The organism is Shewanella sp. GutCb (assembly GCF_002836135.1).
Lineage (GTDB): Bacteria > Pseudomonadota > Gammaproteobacteria > Enterobacterales > Shewanellaceae > Shewanella.
In genome coordinates this window covers 244,942-260,536 of the sequence record NZ_PJBL01000106.1, presented here as the reverse complement: position 1 = coordinate 260,536, position 15,595 = coordinate 244,942, and the positions used below count along the sequence as shown (strand labels likewise).

General features: G+C 41.1%; 13 protein-coding genes and 1 tRNA gene. 3 read left to right on the top strand and 11 right to left on the bottom strand.

Features of this window, described 5'->3' with window-relative positions; genetic code table 11:
• Positions 1-131: 131 nt before the first annotated feature.
• The 4 genes from pgsA to CXF86_RS22540 all read right to left on the bottom strand — a co-directional run bounded on the left by pgsA (position 132) and on the right by CXF86_RS22540 (position 3,521).
• Positions 132-680 (bottom strand): CDP-diacylglycerol--glycerol-3-phosphate 3-phosphatidyltransferase, encoded by a 549-nt coding sequence (gene pgsA / locus CXF86_RS22555; RefSeq protein ID WP_101091014.1) that lies wholly within the window; start codon positions 678-680, stop codon positions 132-134.
• 47 nt (positions 681-727) lie between these two features.
• The gene (gene uvrC, locus CXF86_RS22550) at positions 728-2,557 is read right to left on the bottom strand and encodes an excinuclease ABC subunit UvrC (protein WP_102040068.1); all 1,830 of its coding nucleotides are present in this window, start codon (positions 2,555-2,557) and stop codon (positions 728-730) included.
• 28 nt (positions 2,558-2,585) lie between these two features.
• A complete protein-coding gene (gene uvrY, locus CXF86_RS22545; protein ID WP_101091016.1) occupies positions 2,586-3,230 on the bottom strand; it encodes a UvrY/SirA/GacA family response regulator transcription factor in 645 nt (214 codons plus the stop codon).
• Between the two features lie 200 nt (positions 3,231-3,430).
• Positions 3,431-3,521: transfer RNA gene (locus tag CXF86_RS22540), tRNA-Ser, on the bottom strand.
• A gap of 227 nt (positions 3,522-3,748) precedes the next feature.
• On the opposite strand from CXF86_RS22540, the gene CXF86_RS22535 reads away from it, so the two are divergent.
• Positions 3,749-5,458: a S16 family serine protease gene (locus CXF86_RS22535; protein WP_102040067.1), complete on the top strand. Its 1,710-nt coding sequence runs from the start codon at positions 3,749-3,751 to the stop codon at positions 5,456-5,458.
• A gap of 67 nt (positions 5,459-5,525) precedes the next feature.
• The gene (gene fabA, locus CXF86_RS22530) at positions 5,526-6,041 is read left to right on the top strand and encodes a bifunctional 3-hydroxydecanoyl-ACP dehydratase/trans-2-decenoyl-ACP isomerase (RefSeq protein WP_101091018.1); all 516 of its coding nucleotides are present in this window, start codon (positions 5,526-5,528) and stop codon (positions 6,039-6,041) included.
• Between the two features lie 79 nt (positions 6,042-6,120).
• Here fabA and rmf read toward each other — a convergent pair whose 3' ends face one another.
• The 5 genes from rmf to rlmKL all read right to left on the bottom strand — a co-directional run bounded on the left by rmf (position 6,121) and on the right by rlmKL (position 12,667).
• A complete protein-coding gene (gene rmf / locus CXF86_RS22525) occupies positions 6,121-6,297 on the bottom strand; it encodes a ribosome modulation factor (protein ID WP_101091019.1) in 177 nt (58 codons plus the stop codon).
• A gap of 185 nt (positions 6,298-6,482) precedes the next feature.
• Positions 6,483-8,360, bottom strand: a complete 1,878-nt coding sequence (locus CXF86_RS22520) for a DUF3466 family protein (RefSeq protein WP_102040066.1) — start codon at positions 8,358-8,360, stop codon at positions 6,483-6,485.
• A gap of 30 nt (positions 8,361-8,390) precedes the next feature.
• Positions 8,391-10,301 (bottom strand): ABC transporter ATP-binding protein, encoded by a 1,911-nt coding sequence (locus CXF86_RS22515; RefSeq protein ID WP_102040065.1) that lies wholly within the window; start codon positions 10,299-10,301, stop codon positions 8,391-8,393.
• A 1-nt stretch (position 10,302) separates the two neighbouring features.
• Positions 10,303-10,542 (bottom strand): glutaredoxin family protein, encoded by a 240-nt coding sequence (locus CXF86_RS22510; protein ID WP_101091022.1) that lies wholly within the window; start codon positions 10,540-10,542, stop codon positions 10,303-10,305.
• Positions 10,532-12,667, bottom strand: coding sequence for a bifunctional 23S rRNA (guanine(2069)-N(7))-methyltransferase RlmK/23S rRNA (guanine(2445)-N(2))-methyltransferase RlmL (gene rlmKL, locus CXF86_RS22505; protein WP_102040064.1), 2,136 nt, complete (start codon positions 12,665-12,667; stop codon positions 10,532-10,534). The genes CXF86_RS22510 and rlmKL overlap by 11 nt, the downstream gene beginning before the upstream one ends.
• 423 nt (positions 12,668-13,090) lie before the next feature.
• Between rlmKL and CXF86_RS22500 the strand changes: the two genes are divergently transcribed.
• Positions 13,091-13,687, top strand: coding sequence for a peptidylprolyl isomerase (locus CXF86_RS22500; protein WP_102040063.1), 597 nt, complete (start codon positions 13,091-13,093; stop codon positions 13,685-13,687).
• A gap of 140 nt (positions 13,688-13,827) precedes the next feature.
• Here the strand turns inward: CXF86_RS22500 and CXF86_RS22495 are convergent, their stop codons facing one another.
• Positions 13,828-14,361 carry a cell division protein ZapC gene (locus CXF86_RS22495; RefSeq protein ID WP_101091025.1) on the bottom strand — a complete coding sequence of 178 codons (534 nt, stop codon included), beginning with the start codon at positions 14,359-14,361 and terminating at the stop codon, positions 13,828-13,830.
• A gap of 174 nt (positions 14,362-14,535) precedes the next feature.
• Positions 14,536-15,555, bottom strand: a complete 1,020-nt coding sequence (pyrD, locus tag CXF86_RS22490) for a quinone-dependent dihydroorotate dehydrogenase (RefSeq protein ID WP_101091026.1) — start codon at positions 15,553-15,555, stop codon at positions 14,536-14,538.
• Positions 15,556-15,595 lie beyond the last annotated feature (40 nt).

Here is a 15,595-nt window from a genome sequence, read left to right as displayed (position 1 = left end):
AAGTTCTTGCTTAGTTCGCTTCCCCTTGACTACGGAATGGCATTCTACCGATTTATATCGAAGAGTCAACGCTATATTTAGAGATAAACAACTGCTTGCGCACTAATTAATCTCATTGATTTTAAAACGAGCTACTCGGCGGTTAAATCGCCCCAAGCGGCAAGTATATAGCTCATCATTGACCAAAAAGTGAGAACTGCAGCAACATAAAACAAACCAAATGCACTATAAGTAATGAAATCGTTTGGCTGCCATATTAATCCTGTAATCGCAGTCATCTGTGCCGCTGTTTTATATTTACCGATCCAAGAGACGGCTACTGTGCCTCGTTTACCTATTTCAGCCATCCACTCTCTTAAAGCAGAAATAACAATCTCCCTGCCAATCATAAATAATGCCGGTAATGTCAACCACACACTATCGTATTGAGCCACTAGCAGAACTAATGCAGTGGTCACCATGATTTTGTCAGCTACGGGGTCAAGAAAAGCACCAAATCGAGTCGATTGTTTTAGTTTTCGTGCAGCGTATCCATCGAGCGCATCGGTAACCGCGGCTAACCAGAAAACAAAAGCTGCGGCGAAAAGGGCCCAACTGTCAGGCATGTAAAAAAGAACGATAAACACTGGTAACAGTAACAACCTGAAAAGTGTTAACGCAATAGGAATGTTAAACGGCATTATAAAACCTAGAATTCAAAATCTGCGCTAATCTTGCCTTAATTTTACTACCCTCGCAATGCATCATGTATTGTTTGTGCCATTTCTAAGCTGATACCAGGTACTTTTCCCAATTCTGCTACGCTCGCCCCCTTAACTTCCTGTAAACCGCCTAAATGTTGCAATAATGCCTTACGTCTTTTAGGCCCCACTCCTTCAATAGATTCTAGTGAAGAGGTATTGCGGGTTTTCTGCCGTTTATTACGATGCCCTGTAATCGCAAAGCGGTGTGACTCATCACGTATTTGTTGGATCAAGTGTAGGGCACCGGAATCTGCGGGCAGGGAAAAAGACACTTCATTTTCGCCATAGATCAATGTTTCAAGGCCAGGTTTTCTGCCTTCCCCTTTGGCAACACCAATTAATGTAGGCGCGTGATCTAACGCAACAAATTTCTCATCTACTATCTTTTGGGCGATGCGTAGCTGCCCTATTCCGCCATCAATAAACAAAATATCAGGTATCTTGCCACCACTAACAACCTTATCAAAACGGCGACTAATGGCTTGCTTCATTGCAGCGTAGTCATCCCCGGGAGTAATGCCATTTATATTATAACGACGGTAATCGGCTTTGTGCGGACCTTCTCTGTTAAATACAACGCAAGAAGCAACCGTACTTTCCCCCATGGTGTGGCTGATATCAAAACATTCCATTCGCTGTATTTTATGACTGACTTCAATCGCTTCTTCTAGTAACAAGAAGCGTTGCTCAACGGTATTCTTATGTGACAGCCTGGTATTAACCGCATTGGTCGCATTGGTTAGCGCTAACCGCAAGAAACGGGCACGTTCGCCTCGCACTTGACTCTTTATATCTACTTTTTTTTCTTGAGCAGCTTTAATGGCATCAGCAAGTTGCCCTTGCTCTTCAAAAGCGTCACTGACAAGGATCTCTTTAGGCGTTATTCGTTGGCTGTCCGAATTAAGATAAAATTGAAACATGAAGGCGCGTAACACTTCAGACAATTCCGTATCAACCGGCACTTTTGGATAGTAACTTCGGCTACCAAAAATCTTTCCTTCACGAATAAACAACAGATGAAAACAAGCCACTCCAGATGCGAAGTGAACACCTATCACGTCCATATCACCAGAAGAGTGAGACACCTCTTGTTGCTCCGCAACTCGCCTTAGCGCTGTGATCTGGTCTCGGTAACGAGCGGCGTCTTCATAATGGAGTTCACTGGCCGCTTGCTCCATCTTTTCGACAAGTGCTTTGGTAACCTGTTGATCTTTACCTTTTAAAAACAGCCCAGCTAATGTGACTTGTTCTTGATAGTCTTTAGGCGATATAAGATCTACGCACGGTGCACTACAACGACCAATTTGATACTGCAAGCAAGGACGAGATCTTGCTTTGTAATACAAATCATCACATTGACGAATTGGGAATATTTTTTGCAGTAGATGCAAACTCTCACGCACAGCGCCACCATTAGGATAAGGTCCAAAATATTGGCCTTTATCTCTTTTAGGACCCCTGTGATAAGAGAGCCTTGGGTGCTTATGGTTACTTAATAAAATATAGGGATAGGACTTATCATCTCTAAGCAGTACATTATATTTAGGCATGTACTGCTTTATATAATCGTTTTCTAGAATGAGAGCATCGGTTTCACTGTGCGTGACTGTGACATCGATATTGACGATTCTTGATACCAATGCTTGAGTTTTTACATTGGCTAAATTTTTACGAAAATAGGAAGATAACCGCTTTTTAAGATCTTTTGCTTTACCGACATAAATAACGGTATCTGCAACATCATACATCCGGTAAACACCAGGCGAAGATGTCACCGTTTGCAAAAACTCACCTGAATTAAACGCTGCTGTCATACGCTCTTTATTTATCTATAGACTCTAATTAGAACTGGCCAGTATCGAGCATTTTATAGCGTATGGCTAATCGAGTGAGTTCAACATCACCACCAATACCTAATTTTGCGAACAAACGATAGCGATAACTGTTAACCGTTTTGGGACTCAAGTTGAGTTGCTCTGAAATATCACTGACTTTTTCACCATTGGTGATCATCAACATGATCTGCAGTTCTCTTTCAGAAAGGGTTTTAAATGGATTGTCTTCCGACTGATTAAATTGACTCAGCGCCATTTGCTGAGCAATTTCTGGCGATAAGTAACGCTGTCCATGTGCCACTTGTCGAATAGCTTGCATCACTTCCGGCGAGGTAGCCCCTTTGGTTAGATAACCAGACGCTCCTGCTTGCATCACTTTAGTGGGAAAAGGATCTTCAGTATGTATCGTCAGTACGATAATTTTAGCATGCGCTTGAAATCTGAGTATTTTACGAGTGGCTTCTAAGCCCCCAATACCCGGCATATTCATGTCCATTAAAATGACATCAGCTTCGTTTTTACGACACCATTGAACCGCGGTCTCTCCGTCACCGGCCTCACCTACGACTTTAATTCCACGTTCGTCTTCTAAAATCCGTCGAATACCGGTGCGTACGAGCTCATGGTCATCGACCAAATATACTGATATCAAAGCTGCTCTACCTTAAAATGAATCTGGCTTGAATCAAACTAGAATCAAGCTAACTTATTCAGTCTAATTTAGCCCATATACTTCAAATTAGAAAGATAATTTTACACAAGCGCCAACATGACAATAATGTATATCGCTTTCAATAACAATGAGTTAGCCAGAAAGCAAAAAGGCAGCCTATTAGGCTGCCTTCTTTAATGTGGCGGAGAGATAGGGATTTGAACCCTAGATGGGCTACAAACCCATGCCGGTTTTCAAGACCGGTGCATTCGACCACTCTGCCATCTCTCCGAACGCCGTAGATACTAGGCGTTTAAGCTTTAATTGTAAATACCAAATACTTGATAATTTTCGTGTAACGGCACAACTGCCTATCTTACAGTCAAATTGGTGGTTCTTCCTCCTATCAGCAGCACTCGCGCTCAGAATGTTATGGTGACGACTAATACAGACTTACTTGATAGCTAGCAGCAATACTATGGTAATATCGATTTAGTAGAAAAACTTACATGATATATATGAACTCAAACATTATTCCCACAGCTGCACTTAAACCGCAATTTACATTACCTGCGGATTTAGTTAATGAAAGTTCACCAGAGATGCGGCTAATCGGTCAATCGCGTGTGCGTGATGCATTCAAACTTTTAGGCCGCACTCACGACCAGCATATGTATTTAGCCGATTTTTCTGGCTGTAATCGTAAATACATCATCAATGCACTTGTTCATACAGAAGGCGTATTCCCAAATAAACGCCTTATACTACAAGACAAGACTACCGCTTGGCTTGAGGCCGAAGTCACTTGTAATGACACCGTTATTGCGACCAAACAAACTCAATATCAATACCTTTCTGGTACGATCAAGAAGCATGATCTTGTTGGTCGTTATGATGAAAACACCAAGCAGTATAAAGCGGGGGCTCTTGCCAACTGCCATTACCTATTTGTGTGTGCTGATTCTATCTGGAAACGTGAAGCGCTATGGGAGTTGCTGCTTGAGATCCTCGATAAGAAAGAGTACCAGGTGCATTCGAGCCTTCCTGCCCTTTCTTTAAACTGCAAAATCATCCTCATTGGTTCTAGTAACCAATATGGTCACTGCTGGTTAGGTGAACCTAGTTTTTCAAATCATTTCCCTCTTTTGGGGGAGCTCATCAACGAAGTTGACTTAAATGAAGTCAGCCTGGTTGAATACGACCAATGGTTAAACTGCATTTTAAACGATCTTAATCTGACTTTAGATCGACAAGCAAGATTGGCATTGTTTGAATACAGCGCCAGACTTGCCGATCATCAACAACGATTAAGTTTGATGTCTATCAACATTGAGCAGTTATTAGTTCAAGCTAGCGCATACGCGCATACACGACATATCGATATCAAGGCATTCCAACATAGTATCGATATGTTTAATCAACGTCACAACGCCTCAGAGAAGCTTTCAGAGCAGAACTTTGACGATCTATTTATCAGTCTCCCCACCCAAGATGAAATGATTGGCCAAATAAATGGGTTAACCGTCATAGAAAATGCTGAATACAGTTATGGAGAACCCGCAAGGATTACCGCGTCAGTGCATTATGGTGATGGAGAAGTCGCCGATATTGAGCGAAAATCAGAACTCGGCGGTAACATTCATGCTAAAGGAATGATGATATTGTCTTCCTGCTTGTATCGTATTTTTGGTAAAGATGCACCTTTACATCTCAATGCCAATATTGTGTTCGAACAATCTTATCAAGAGATCGATGGCGACAGTGCCTCTCTTGCAGAGTATTGCAGCTTAATCTCCGCAATTTCAGAAAAGCCGATAAAACAAAGCCTGGCAGCAACCGGTGCGATTGATCAATTCGGTAATGTACAAGCTATTGGCGGTGTTAACGAAAAAATTGAAGGTTTTTTTAAGCTGTGTCAACGCCGTGGTTTAACAGGTAATCAAGGTGTCATTATTCCTTGCTCTAATATGCAGCAATTGAACCTCAAGCAATCTGTTATTGATGCCGTTCATCAAGGGCTCTTTACGCTGTATCAAGTTAAACACATTGATGAAGCCGCTGAAATTTTAATGCAGACCCCGGCCGGTACCGCAGACAAAGACAACCAGTTTCCTGATGACTCACTTTATGGCTTAGTGCAGGCTAGATTAGAAAGTTTGGCAGGTTATCAAGACGAAGATAAGTCTTTTTTTGTGAGGCTTCGCGAAAAATTATCATTTTCTAGCTGATCGGAGTTGTTTAGCGTACACGTGTTCGCTAACCTTGGAGGCTCAAATAGCTGGAGAATTAAATATAATGAGTAACGCAAACAGTTTTACAAAAGAAGACCTAGTCGCCTGTGGACTTGGTACCCTTTTAGGACCTAACTCTCCTAAATTACCGAAAGACAATATGTTGATGATCGACCGCGTGCTTAAAATTAATGCAGATGGCGGTGAATTCGGTAAAGGTGAAATTGTAGCTGAGCTAGATATTAATCCTGACCTTTGGTTTTTCGACTGTCATTTTGCATCAGATCCGGTTATGCCGGGTTGCCTAGGCTTAGATGCTATGTGGCAGCTTGTTGGCTTTTTCCTTGGTTGGGAAGGCGCGGAAGGTAAAGGCCGTGCATTGGGCGTAGGTGAAGTGAAGTTCACTGGTCAAGTGCTACCAGATGCTAAAAAAGTGACCTATAAACTAACAATTAAACGTAAAGTGTACCGCAAGTTAGTGATGGGCATTGCTGATGCCACCATGGAAGTGGATGGTCGTGAAATTTACAGCGCAAAAGATTTAAAAGTCGGTATTTTTACTGACACCTCAAGCTTCTAAGCGCCAAATTATAGTATTATAAGATAAACAACGCCCTCAACTATGAGGGCTTTTTTTCATGTTTAATATTAGGTAAACGTTACTTATTAAACAAACCGCTTAACCTATCATCAATACCTTCTCGCCAACCACCAAGCCATTGTGATTTTGAGTCGAGTGTCGAATATGGACAAATCTCTTTAGAACGGCCCCCAACTCCAGCCTGAAAACCTTTCGAAAAAGCTCTGTCTAATCGATCTCTTTTTTGTCTCTTCATGCAAGCGTCCTCTCTTCCATAATGATTGAAGCTCTAATGCTTCAGCACTATGAATAAAACTTTTTGCGGTAGAGATCAATCAAAAAATGCGACCATTCTGACGGTCAAATATTAAGCTATTGAGTTGTGGGATAAAAATAAAAATAAAAAAAATCGAGGCATTTGCCTCGATTTAGTCTACTCATCTATTTCCGTCTGCGTCTCAACCAAACCAGCGGTAACATTAACAACCATCCGAGGCTCGCTGCCCCTTTTCTTTCATAGTCGCCACTTTCGCCACTTTCATCAATACAGTTGTTAGCCGCTTTCCATTCATCAGTAATTTCAGCACCAGAAGTCTGCAGAACCATCATACGAGGTAAGAAAGAAGTAACTGGATCGCCATAACCATTAAGCTCGAAGAATGGTAATCCATTGTCACCAATAACTAAGTTACCGTCCGTATCAAATTTATACGACGGTTTACGAATAAAGGCTGTGCCAACAATCGTGCCACTGTCATTAATGCTGTTAGCTTCAACTATAACGATTTCGCTGTTGTAAGTTAACGTTTTTCCAGAGCCATCTTCAACTTCAACTTTATTGCGAATCCATTTACCCGCATCGTCTTTTTCGAAGCCTTTAGACTCACAAGTCAACAATTCATTCAGATTTGTAAACTCATCTTTGGCGATATCATAAAGGAAGCCCGCTTTTGGCCGCGGTTTTTCTTTATCATGAGTCGTTTCAATATAACCAACGACTTGCCCATTGTTGTTGATATCGCGACCACGACTCGACAGATCAGACACGTTGTTATAGAAATCAAACGGGGTTATCAGCTCAGCATTAGCATCACTGGTATCGATATAGAAGAACTTATCTCTGCGATAACCTTCTATATACTTATTATAGCTACCGACCAATATACCATTGTCATTAATGTCATAAGCGATAGATGAATTCACATCTTTCACAGTATCGACGTCGACCCAGTTGTATTGGTAACTACCATCAGCACCTTGAGTCCAATAGGCGGCATCAAAATACAATCTATCTTTATCATTTTTGCGGTAAACATGTGAACGGCCAGCAACGACACCCTCAGTATTGATCCCTAAACCTTGGCCAATATAAACGCCATCGTTAGTGGTTTCGAGTCCCAAAGGTAAAAGAAACTCCTCAGTAATAGCACCTGCGTCGTAACGCCAAACATAGCCGCGTGTTTGATATTGTATATCTCTAAGGCCATTACTCTTTGGATATTGTCTATTCTGAACACAAATATCAGTGGGAGCTGTTTCGCTGTTGTTCGATACACATGAATCTATAATGCTGGCACTGTTTTTACTAATATCAGTACTGGCATAGCCAGTAACCATATTGGCACTATTGACTGCCGTCGCACTCGAAAAACCACCCACATTAACCGTAACATCGCCACTGTCTTGCTTAGAAACATACTCAAAATAGGGTGGAATTAAGGCAATTTCTGTATCAGTGCCAGATTTAACAAAACCACGCTGTTCATATTCACGATAATACCAATACTCTTGGGTCGTGCTTGAGCCCGAGTAATCTACTTTTTGTTCGGCAGCCGTCATTTCGCCTACTTTTACTTTGGCATCATTAATGCCGTAGTAAAAAGTATCAACTGAGTTAACAGGATCAACTTCTGGAAAAGTCGGTGCAGTAGTGCCGTTTACGCTTTCAAATGTTGGCAACCAAGGGGTTGCTGCGTCATTTTCAATTGAGGTAAACGTGAAATTATTGGCTAGAATGGGCAAATTAACGGAGTAAGTAATGGTTTCAGCATCGGAAACACCGTCTTCAATGTCGATTACACCATCATCACCTTCATCGACATTGAGTTTCTTTTTACCCTTAGCGGCGCCAACTGCTTCATTATTGTTATTAACCGACATGCCATAACCGTTACGGGTATTTTCGATCGTACCATTTAGGTTAAACGTATCCGCGTCGATATTTTTTATTTCATATACAGGTGCAGCTTGTGCACCTTGAAGCACGCTTAATACGCCTACAGCCACTAAGGATAGGGTTTTTTCCAACTTAAACTTCATGAACTCACTTCCCATTTTTTTATTTTTAGCTTACTTCAATGACTCGAGCTCTTCCCATCGCTCAAAGTAACTCTCAAGTAGACTTTCCTTATCGGACAAAGTCTTTAACTTCTCATTTACTGTTTTTTGTTCCTGAGCATAAAAGTCAGGACCACTAATAATACTTTGCAATGCTTCTAGTTCCTGCTCTAACTTTTCCATCATTGCAGGTAATGATTCTAATTCTTTTTGTACTTTAAACGATAATTTTTTTACCGGTTTCAAGACCGCAACTGGCTTTTTCTCAGCAACTGCAGTTTGGACATTCTTTATCTCCTGAGGTTCCTCAGAATAAAATTTAGCGCCCTGGGATACCGCATCTTGGTAACCACCAACATACTCACTCCAACCACCATTACCTGTAAACCACCAACTGCTCGTTACAGTGTTGTCTATAAATGCTCTATCGTGACTGACGAGTAACAAGGTCCCTTTATAGTCAGCAAGTAAGGACTCAAGTAATTCCAACGTTTCGATATCTAGATCGTTTGTCGGTTCATCGAGAATAATAAGATTTGCAGGACGAAGCAACAACCGAGCGAGTAACAGACGATTTTTTTCACCGCCAGACAACGCTTTAACAGGTGTTCGTGCTCGCATAGGTGAAAATAAGAAATCTTGTAAATAACTTAGAATATGTCGGTCTTGACCATTAATCGTGACTGTTTTCTTTCCTTCACCAACGTTCTCTTCTACCGTTTTTTCAGGGTCAAGAGCTTCACGATATTGGTCAAAATAAGCTATTTCTAGCTTTGTACCCACTTTTACACTACCAGACTGTGCTTCTAACTGGCCAATAAGCAGTTTAACTAACGTTGACTTACCACAACCGTTCGGACCGATAAGTGCAATTCGGTCACCACGCATCACGGTTGAATTAAAGTTCTTAACCAGATTCTTGTGAGGAAGGTTGTATTCTAAATTTTCAATATCAAATACCAGCTTGCCCGAACGGTCAGTGTCCGCCACAGCCATCTTAGCGCCACCTTGACGGTTAAGACGTGCCATACGTTCTTCACGAAGATCTTTAAGGGCGCGCACGCGTCCTTCATTTCGAGTACGACGGGCTTTTACGCCTTGACGGATCCACGTCTCTTCTTCTGCAAGCTTTTTATCAAAATGAGCATTCTGCTCCGCTTCTACTCGTAACCATTCCGCTTTACCGGTGATGTAAGCTTGGTAACTGCCAGGCCAAGAGGTAGCAATACCGCGGTCAAGATCAACGATACGAGTTGCCATTCGATCAATAAAGCCTCTATCGTGACTGATAAAGACGATAGCGCCTCGGTAGCTGAGTAGGAACTGTTCCAACCATTCAATAGTATCAATATCGAGATGGTTAGTGGGCTCGTCTAATAATAACAGATCTGGATCGCTAACCAATGAACGTGCTAAAGCCACTTTACGCTGCCAACCGCCCGATAACTCGGACAATGATGCATCCGCATCTAAGCCTAATAGTTCGCAATTCTGGTTAATACGACTGTCTAACTGCCAACCATTTAAGTGATCAATATCGCCTTGAAGCCTTTCCATCTGCTTCAGCATTCGATCCATTTCGTTGGGAGACGCTGTTGCAACATCATGAGAGAGCTGATGATAACGTTCTAGTTTTTCACCAACCTCTTTTAAGCCTGCTGCAATATAAGCATAAACAGTTCCCTGCTCAGCTTTGGGTGGATCTTGCTGTAAGCGGCTGACTTTGACGTCGGTTGCAATATTAAATTCACCTTCGTCAAGCAGTACATCGCCACTTAGTACCTTCATAAGACTGGATTTACCAGTACCATTTCGGCCTACAATACAAACACGTTCACCAGGTTCAATTGTGAAATCAGCTTTTTTTAATAACGGGGTATAACCGTAGGCTAAAGAGCCGTTATTTATACGTACTAAACTCAACTTACGCTCCTAAAAATTCTTCTAATGCTTCGAGGTCAAATGGCCAGTTTAGTTCACTATTACACCCTGTCTTTTTAATGACAGGAATGCGAGTGCCGTAAACTTCAGCTAATTGATCGTTATTGCAAATATCTTGGGCAACAAAGGTTACTTGTGTTTGTTGAAGTAACCCTGCTGCAAGTTCACACAGGTGGCAGGCATCTGTGTGATATAAAATAATGGAACAGGCCTTACTCGGCATGCGTAATAAGCCAGGTATTATGGATCTGCGGATTACGCTTATAATCGAGTGGTAGCGTCTGGTTATCAATGTTTTTCACACTCATACCAGCCGCTTCTAAATCCGCAATTTCCATCTTAAATTTACGCTTATTGTTCGAGAAAATAATCTCGCCGCCTGGGTTAAGTAGCTTGATTAAATTACTGAGCAATGGAACATGATCGCGCAACACATCGAAAGAGTCTTCCATGCGCTTTGAATTTGAGAAGGTTGGTGGATCGACAAAGATCAGGTCAAAGCGGTCATGAGTACGTTTAATCCACTGTAAACAGTTAGCTTGAACAAACTGATATTTATCATCATTCAAACCATTCAGTGCAAAGTTCTCTTTCGCCCAATTGATATAGGTATTTGACATATCAACAGTGGTGACCGAAGTTGCGCCGCCCATTGCAGCATGAACCGAAGCGGTTCCGGTGTAAGCAAATAGATTACACACACTGCGACCTTTAGATTTTTCGCCAACCAACTTACGAGTTAACCTATGGTCCAAAAATAATCCAGTATCAAGGTACTCTTTAAGATTAAGTTTAAACTTTGCACCGTACTCAGTAGTAATCAATTCAAGCTTGTTTACACTGACTTTTTCATATTGAGTTGTGCCCTTTTTGCGCTCACGGGTTTTCAAAACAATATTATTTGGATCGATCCCTATCGCATGCGGCAAAGAAATAAGCACATCGGTTAGACGACGCTTTGAGACTGACTCAGGAATTTCAGAAGGCGCAGCGTATTCATAAATAACCACGTGGTCGAGGTACTTATCGATAGCAACATTGTATTCAGGAATGTCGGCATCATATAAACGATAACTGTCGATACCCTCTTTTTTGGCCCACTTTTGTAACTGTTTAAAGTTCTTTTTAAGACGATTAGCAAAAGGTACCGCAATGTCACTGACATCACCGTCTCTTTGAATATTCGCCGGATCAACTCGGCGAGTGTTCTCTGCGTGGACAGTATAAAGATTGAAAGCACATTCTAGTGCGCCGTTATTCATCTTCATCTGTTTATCGGCTTTAAGCTTTAACGCTGATAACAGTTCGACATCGCTATTCAGTATTGCCAAGCTCCAGCCACCAAACTCAGCTTTAAACTTATCGCCTAGTTGGTAGTAAAGCTGTAGCAAAGAGGTCACATTACCCAGTCTTTCACCATAAGGCGGGTTAGTAATTAAATAACCGCTAGCCTCAGGAGGAGTTACATTCAACGCGTCACATACATCAAAATTAATCAACTCTGATACGCCGGCATTTTCGGCATTATGCTTAGCCAACGAGACCAATCTTGAGTCTATATCTGAGCCATAAAACTTGACTTTACAACGCGTTTTACCAATCGATGCACGTGCACGCGCTTCATCGAGTAGTTCTTGCCATACTTTATCGTTATGAGGTAACCACTTCTCAAAACCAAAACGTTCTCGATGGATCCCTGGCGCAATATCACATGCCAACATAGCCGCTTCAATCAAGATTGTACCGCTACCGCAAAAAGGATCGAGCAAGGTAACTGGTGACGTTTTCCAGCCACTGCGTACTAGCATGTTTGCCGCGAGGTTTTCTTTTAGCGGCGCTTCACCCGTTGTTGAACGGTAGCCACGTTTGTGCAATGCAGGCCCAGAGAAGTTTATGCCGAGGGTAATTTCACCGCGGCGATAATGTGCATCAATTTTGTAGTCTGCATCTATTTTTTCAACATTGGGACGCGCAAAATCATCATCACGAAAACGGTCAACAATCGCATCTTTAATCTTCAAAGCACCAAATTGGGTATTATTAATAAAACCACCCATGCCATGAAAATCAACACTGAAAGTACTACGATTAGAGAACTGCATCTGCCAGTCAATACCATAAGCGGCATTGTAGAGCTGTTCTGGAGATTCACACGGACCTTTATAGATCACTAAAATGATTCTGCTGGCTAGTCGCGACCACAAGGTGATCCGATAACCAAGTTCTAGAGAAGCAGAAAAATAAACCCCCGCGACACTTTCTTTGATATCTGAAGCGCCAAGCTCCGCTAATTCAAGCGATAACGCGTATTCGTAGCCCCGAGGAGCTGCAGCAAAAAATTTTAACATCGATAGATAGACACTGAATAAAAATTAGTTGGTGATTATACCTGTAAGCGCCACTAAATGATAAAAAGATATTGTCTTAAAATCGATATATTGTGGGAGTTTCAATGAAACGCTTGTGTTTTTCAGGGCTTTGCGATGAGGTGCGAGGCATTAATCGATGAAAATCTAAAATAGATTAGTGTCAGTAACGGAAAAAAAAGCGCCAAACTGTTCAATAAAAGCACAGATTAACCATTGAGACATAATTTGTCTAACTGCCTAAAACTGCAACACTTTGTAACTAGCCGCTATCCTCTATTGCTCACAACTCCGTAGCATGTAAACTGCATAAAAAACACCAACACAACAAATGCGCCACATAAATCATCAAAATGGATCCTCACCCTTGCTCTGAATTACAAACCATAATAATAAGGTCTAAATATGAAAAAGCTGTTCCCACTACTAGCCTGTCTAACCATTGTCGCTTGTGGCTCTGAGAGTTCAGATAGCCCAGAGCCACCAAAAGTAGTACCAGAGCTAAAAGCAGATGTGTGTTATTTAATGTCAACGACTAAAGGCGATATGACTCTGGCAGTTGATCTAACCAATATGCCGGTTACAGGACAGAATTTTAAGGAGTATGTCGATACAGGTTTTTACAATGCCACTCTTTTTCATCGAACCATTAACAACTTTATGATCCAAGGTGGAGGTTTCACCACAGGGCTTGTTTTTAAGCCTACCAATGACCCGATTATTAACGAAGCGAGTGTTGGCATAAGTAATGAACGCGGTACAGTTGCAATGGCACGAACCGATAATCCCAACTCAGCTACATCGCAATTTTTTATCAATATATTAGATAACCCACACTTAAATGCATCAGCTGCGAGTGCAGGTTATGCGGTATTTGGCCAGGTGATTAGTGGTATGGAAGTCGCTGACCAAATTAGTATTGTTACTACTCAAGGAAATGATACTCCAGTAGACGAAATTCTAATTAATAGCGTTGTCGAAATCAGTTGCCCAACAAGTTAATCCACTTTTATTACTATATTAAAGCACTAGCTTACAGTATGAAAAAACCGGCAACTGAATAACATCAGCTGCCGATTTTTTATGCATTAAATAGAGAAAACAATAACGAGTTACAACTTTAAAGCTGATACATATATTGATTATGCGACGTTTATTTTTCTCTCAACAGTTAAAGGCGCTAAACGATTATGCATAACCTTAATAGTTTCGAATTGAGTCAATTGTTTTGAATCCGTTAAGCGGCATTCTGGGGATAAGATCATCATAAGCGATGCTTGTAATCCTGACTCAATAACCATTGCTGAGACACTATGCTCACAGGTTCTCAGTTGGAAAATCTTACCTATATCGCTATAAACACATTCGTGTGATGCTTCGAAAAACCAAGACTTAGGCATTTGTGGTTTTAATAAAAAATGTGCAGCAGTAGCATTTAATGCTATTTGGACGATAAGCGCATCGTTTAGAGAAAGGGTTCTTGATAAACAGTCAACCAAAGCAATATAGAACTTAGCATGTTCAACGCTAAATTCAGTTGTAATTTTGGCATCAGGTATTAGGGACTTTAATTTATAAGGTGATAGAAATTCCATATCACGACCTAACGAAACAGTTAATACACCATATGTTTCGTTATATCCCCATTGCCAATCCCTTTTTGGCATTAATAACATAATGTTTACCTTTATTTAGATACAATTGAATAATAGATGAAAATTTCATCAATATCAAAATAAATTTAAACTAAACATTACGATCATATAAAACAAAAAACGATCATCTGGATCTATTGCGAGATCTAAATGATCGTTTTATGATCGATTAATTAATCAACCATGCTATTGCTGTTATTTTATACGGTATGCTTCAACAATTTCTTTTATTAATTGTGGGCCTTGATAAATAAATCCAGAATAAATCTGCACCATTTGAGCACCCGCATCTAATTTATCCAAAGCATCGGCTGCACTATTAATACCACCAACCCCAATGATAGGCACTTGTCCTTTAAGACAATCTGACAATTGCTTTATTACCACTGTCGACAATGAATTCAGTGGCTTACCACTTAAACCACCGGCTTCGTTTGCATTGAGCAAGCCACTAACCCCATCACGAGTTAAGGTTGTGTTGGTGGCAATTACTGCATCAAATTCATTACGAATAAGTGAATCTGCAATCTTTTCAATCTCTTCGATTGAAAGGTCTGGTGCGATTTTTAATGCTATTGGTACATATTTCCCATGCTTTTCTGCAAGATCCTTCTGCTTCTGCTTAAGTGATCCTAAAAGATCATCGAGCAGATCACCATATTGTAGCGATCGTAAACCGGGCGTATTGGGTGAAGAAATATTAACCGCAATGTACGCTGCATATGGATAAACTTTATCCATACAGATCAAATAATCATCTTTTCCTTGCTCAACGGGGGTGTCTTTGTTCTTACCTATATTCACACCGACCATTGCTGCTGATTTAACCGCTTTCAGATTCACAACCAGACTATCTACGCCTTTGTTGTTAAAACCCATACGATTAATAATCGCTTTAGCAGGTTTAAGTCTAAACAACCTGGGTTGGTCATTACCTGCTTGAGGACGTGGCGTAACGGTACCGACTTCAACGTGACCAAATCCCATCGCATAAAATGCATCAATACATTCACCATCTTTATCCATTCCCGCCGCTAAGCCGACTGGATTTGGAAATGTCAGGCCCATCATAGTGACTGGTGCAGGTTTTATCTTTTGCGCATAGAAGCAGTTTAGTGGTGAATTGCCTGTGGATTTTAAACTGCCGATAGCGAAATTATGCGCCAATTCAGGATCCATCTGAAACATGAACTTTTGTGCGATTTTATAAAACATGTTTTCTCCTAGACCGAAAAAAGCCCCGGCATTTGCCAGG

Excerpts from the sequence above, each read along its gene's own strand:
- CXF86_RS22495 (WP_101091025.1), bottom strand. The coding sequence starts at position 14,361 with ATGTTATTAATGCCAAAAAGGGATTGGCAATGGGGATATAACGAAACA.
- CXF86_RS22500 (WP_102040063.1), top strand. The coding sequence starts at position 13,091 with ATGAAAAAGCTGTTCCCACTACTAGCCTGTCTAACCATTGTCGCTTGT.
- CXF86_RS22535 (WP_102040067.1), top strand. The coding sequence starts at position 3,749 with ATGAACTCAAACATTATTCCCACAGCTGCACTTAAACCGCAATTTACA.
- CXF86_RS22510 (WP_101091022.1), bottom strand. The coding sequence starts at position 10,542 with ATGCCGAGTAAGGCCTGTTCCATTATTTTATATCACACAGATGCCTGC.
- rmf (WP_101091019.1), bottom strand. The coding sequence starts at position 6,297 with ATGAAGAGACAAAAAAGAGATCGATTAGACAGAGCTTTTTCGAAAGGT.
- uvrC (WP_102040068.1), bottom strand. The coding sequence starts at position 2,557 with ATGACAGCAGCGTTTAATTCAGGTGAGTTTTTGCAAACGGTGACATCT.
- pgsA (WP_101091014.1), bottom strand. The coding sequence starts at position 680 with ATGCCGTTTAACATTCCTATTGCGTTAACACTTTTCAGGTTGTTACTG.
- rlmKL (WP_102040064.1), bottom strand. The coding sequence starts at position 12,667 with ATGTTAAAATTTTTTGCTGCAGCTCCTCGGGGCTACGAATACGCGTTA.
- fabA (WP_101091018.1), top strand. The coding sequence starts at position 5,526 with ATGAGTAACGCAAACAGTTTTACAAAAGAAGACCTAGTCGCCTGTGGA.
- CXF86_RS22520 (WP_102040066.1), bottom strand. The coding sequence starts at position 8,360 with ATGAAGTTTAAGTTGGAAAAAACCCTATCCTTAGTGGCTGTAGGCGTA.
- pyrD (WP_101091026.1), bottom strand. The coding sequence starts at position 15,555 with ATGTTTTATAAAATCGCACAAAAGTTCATGTTTCAGATGGATCCTGAA.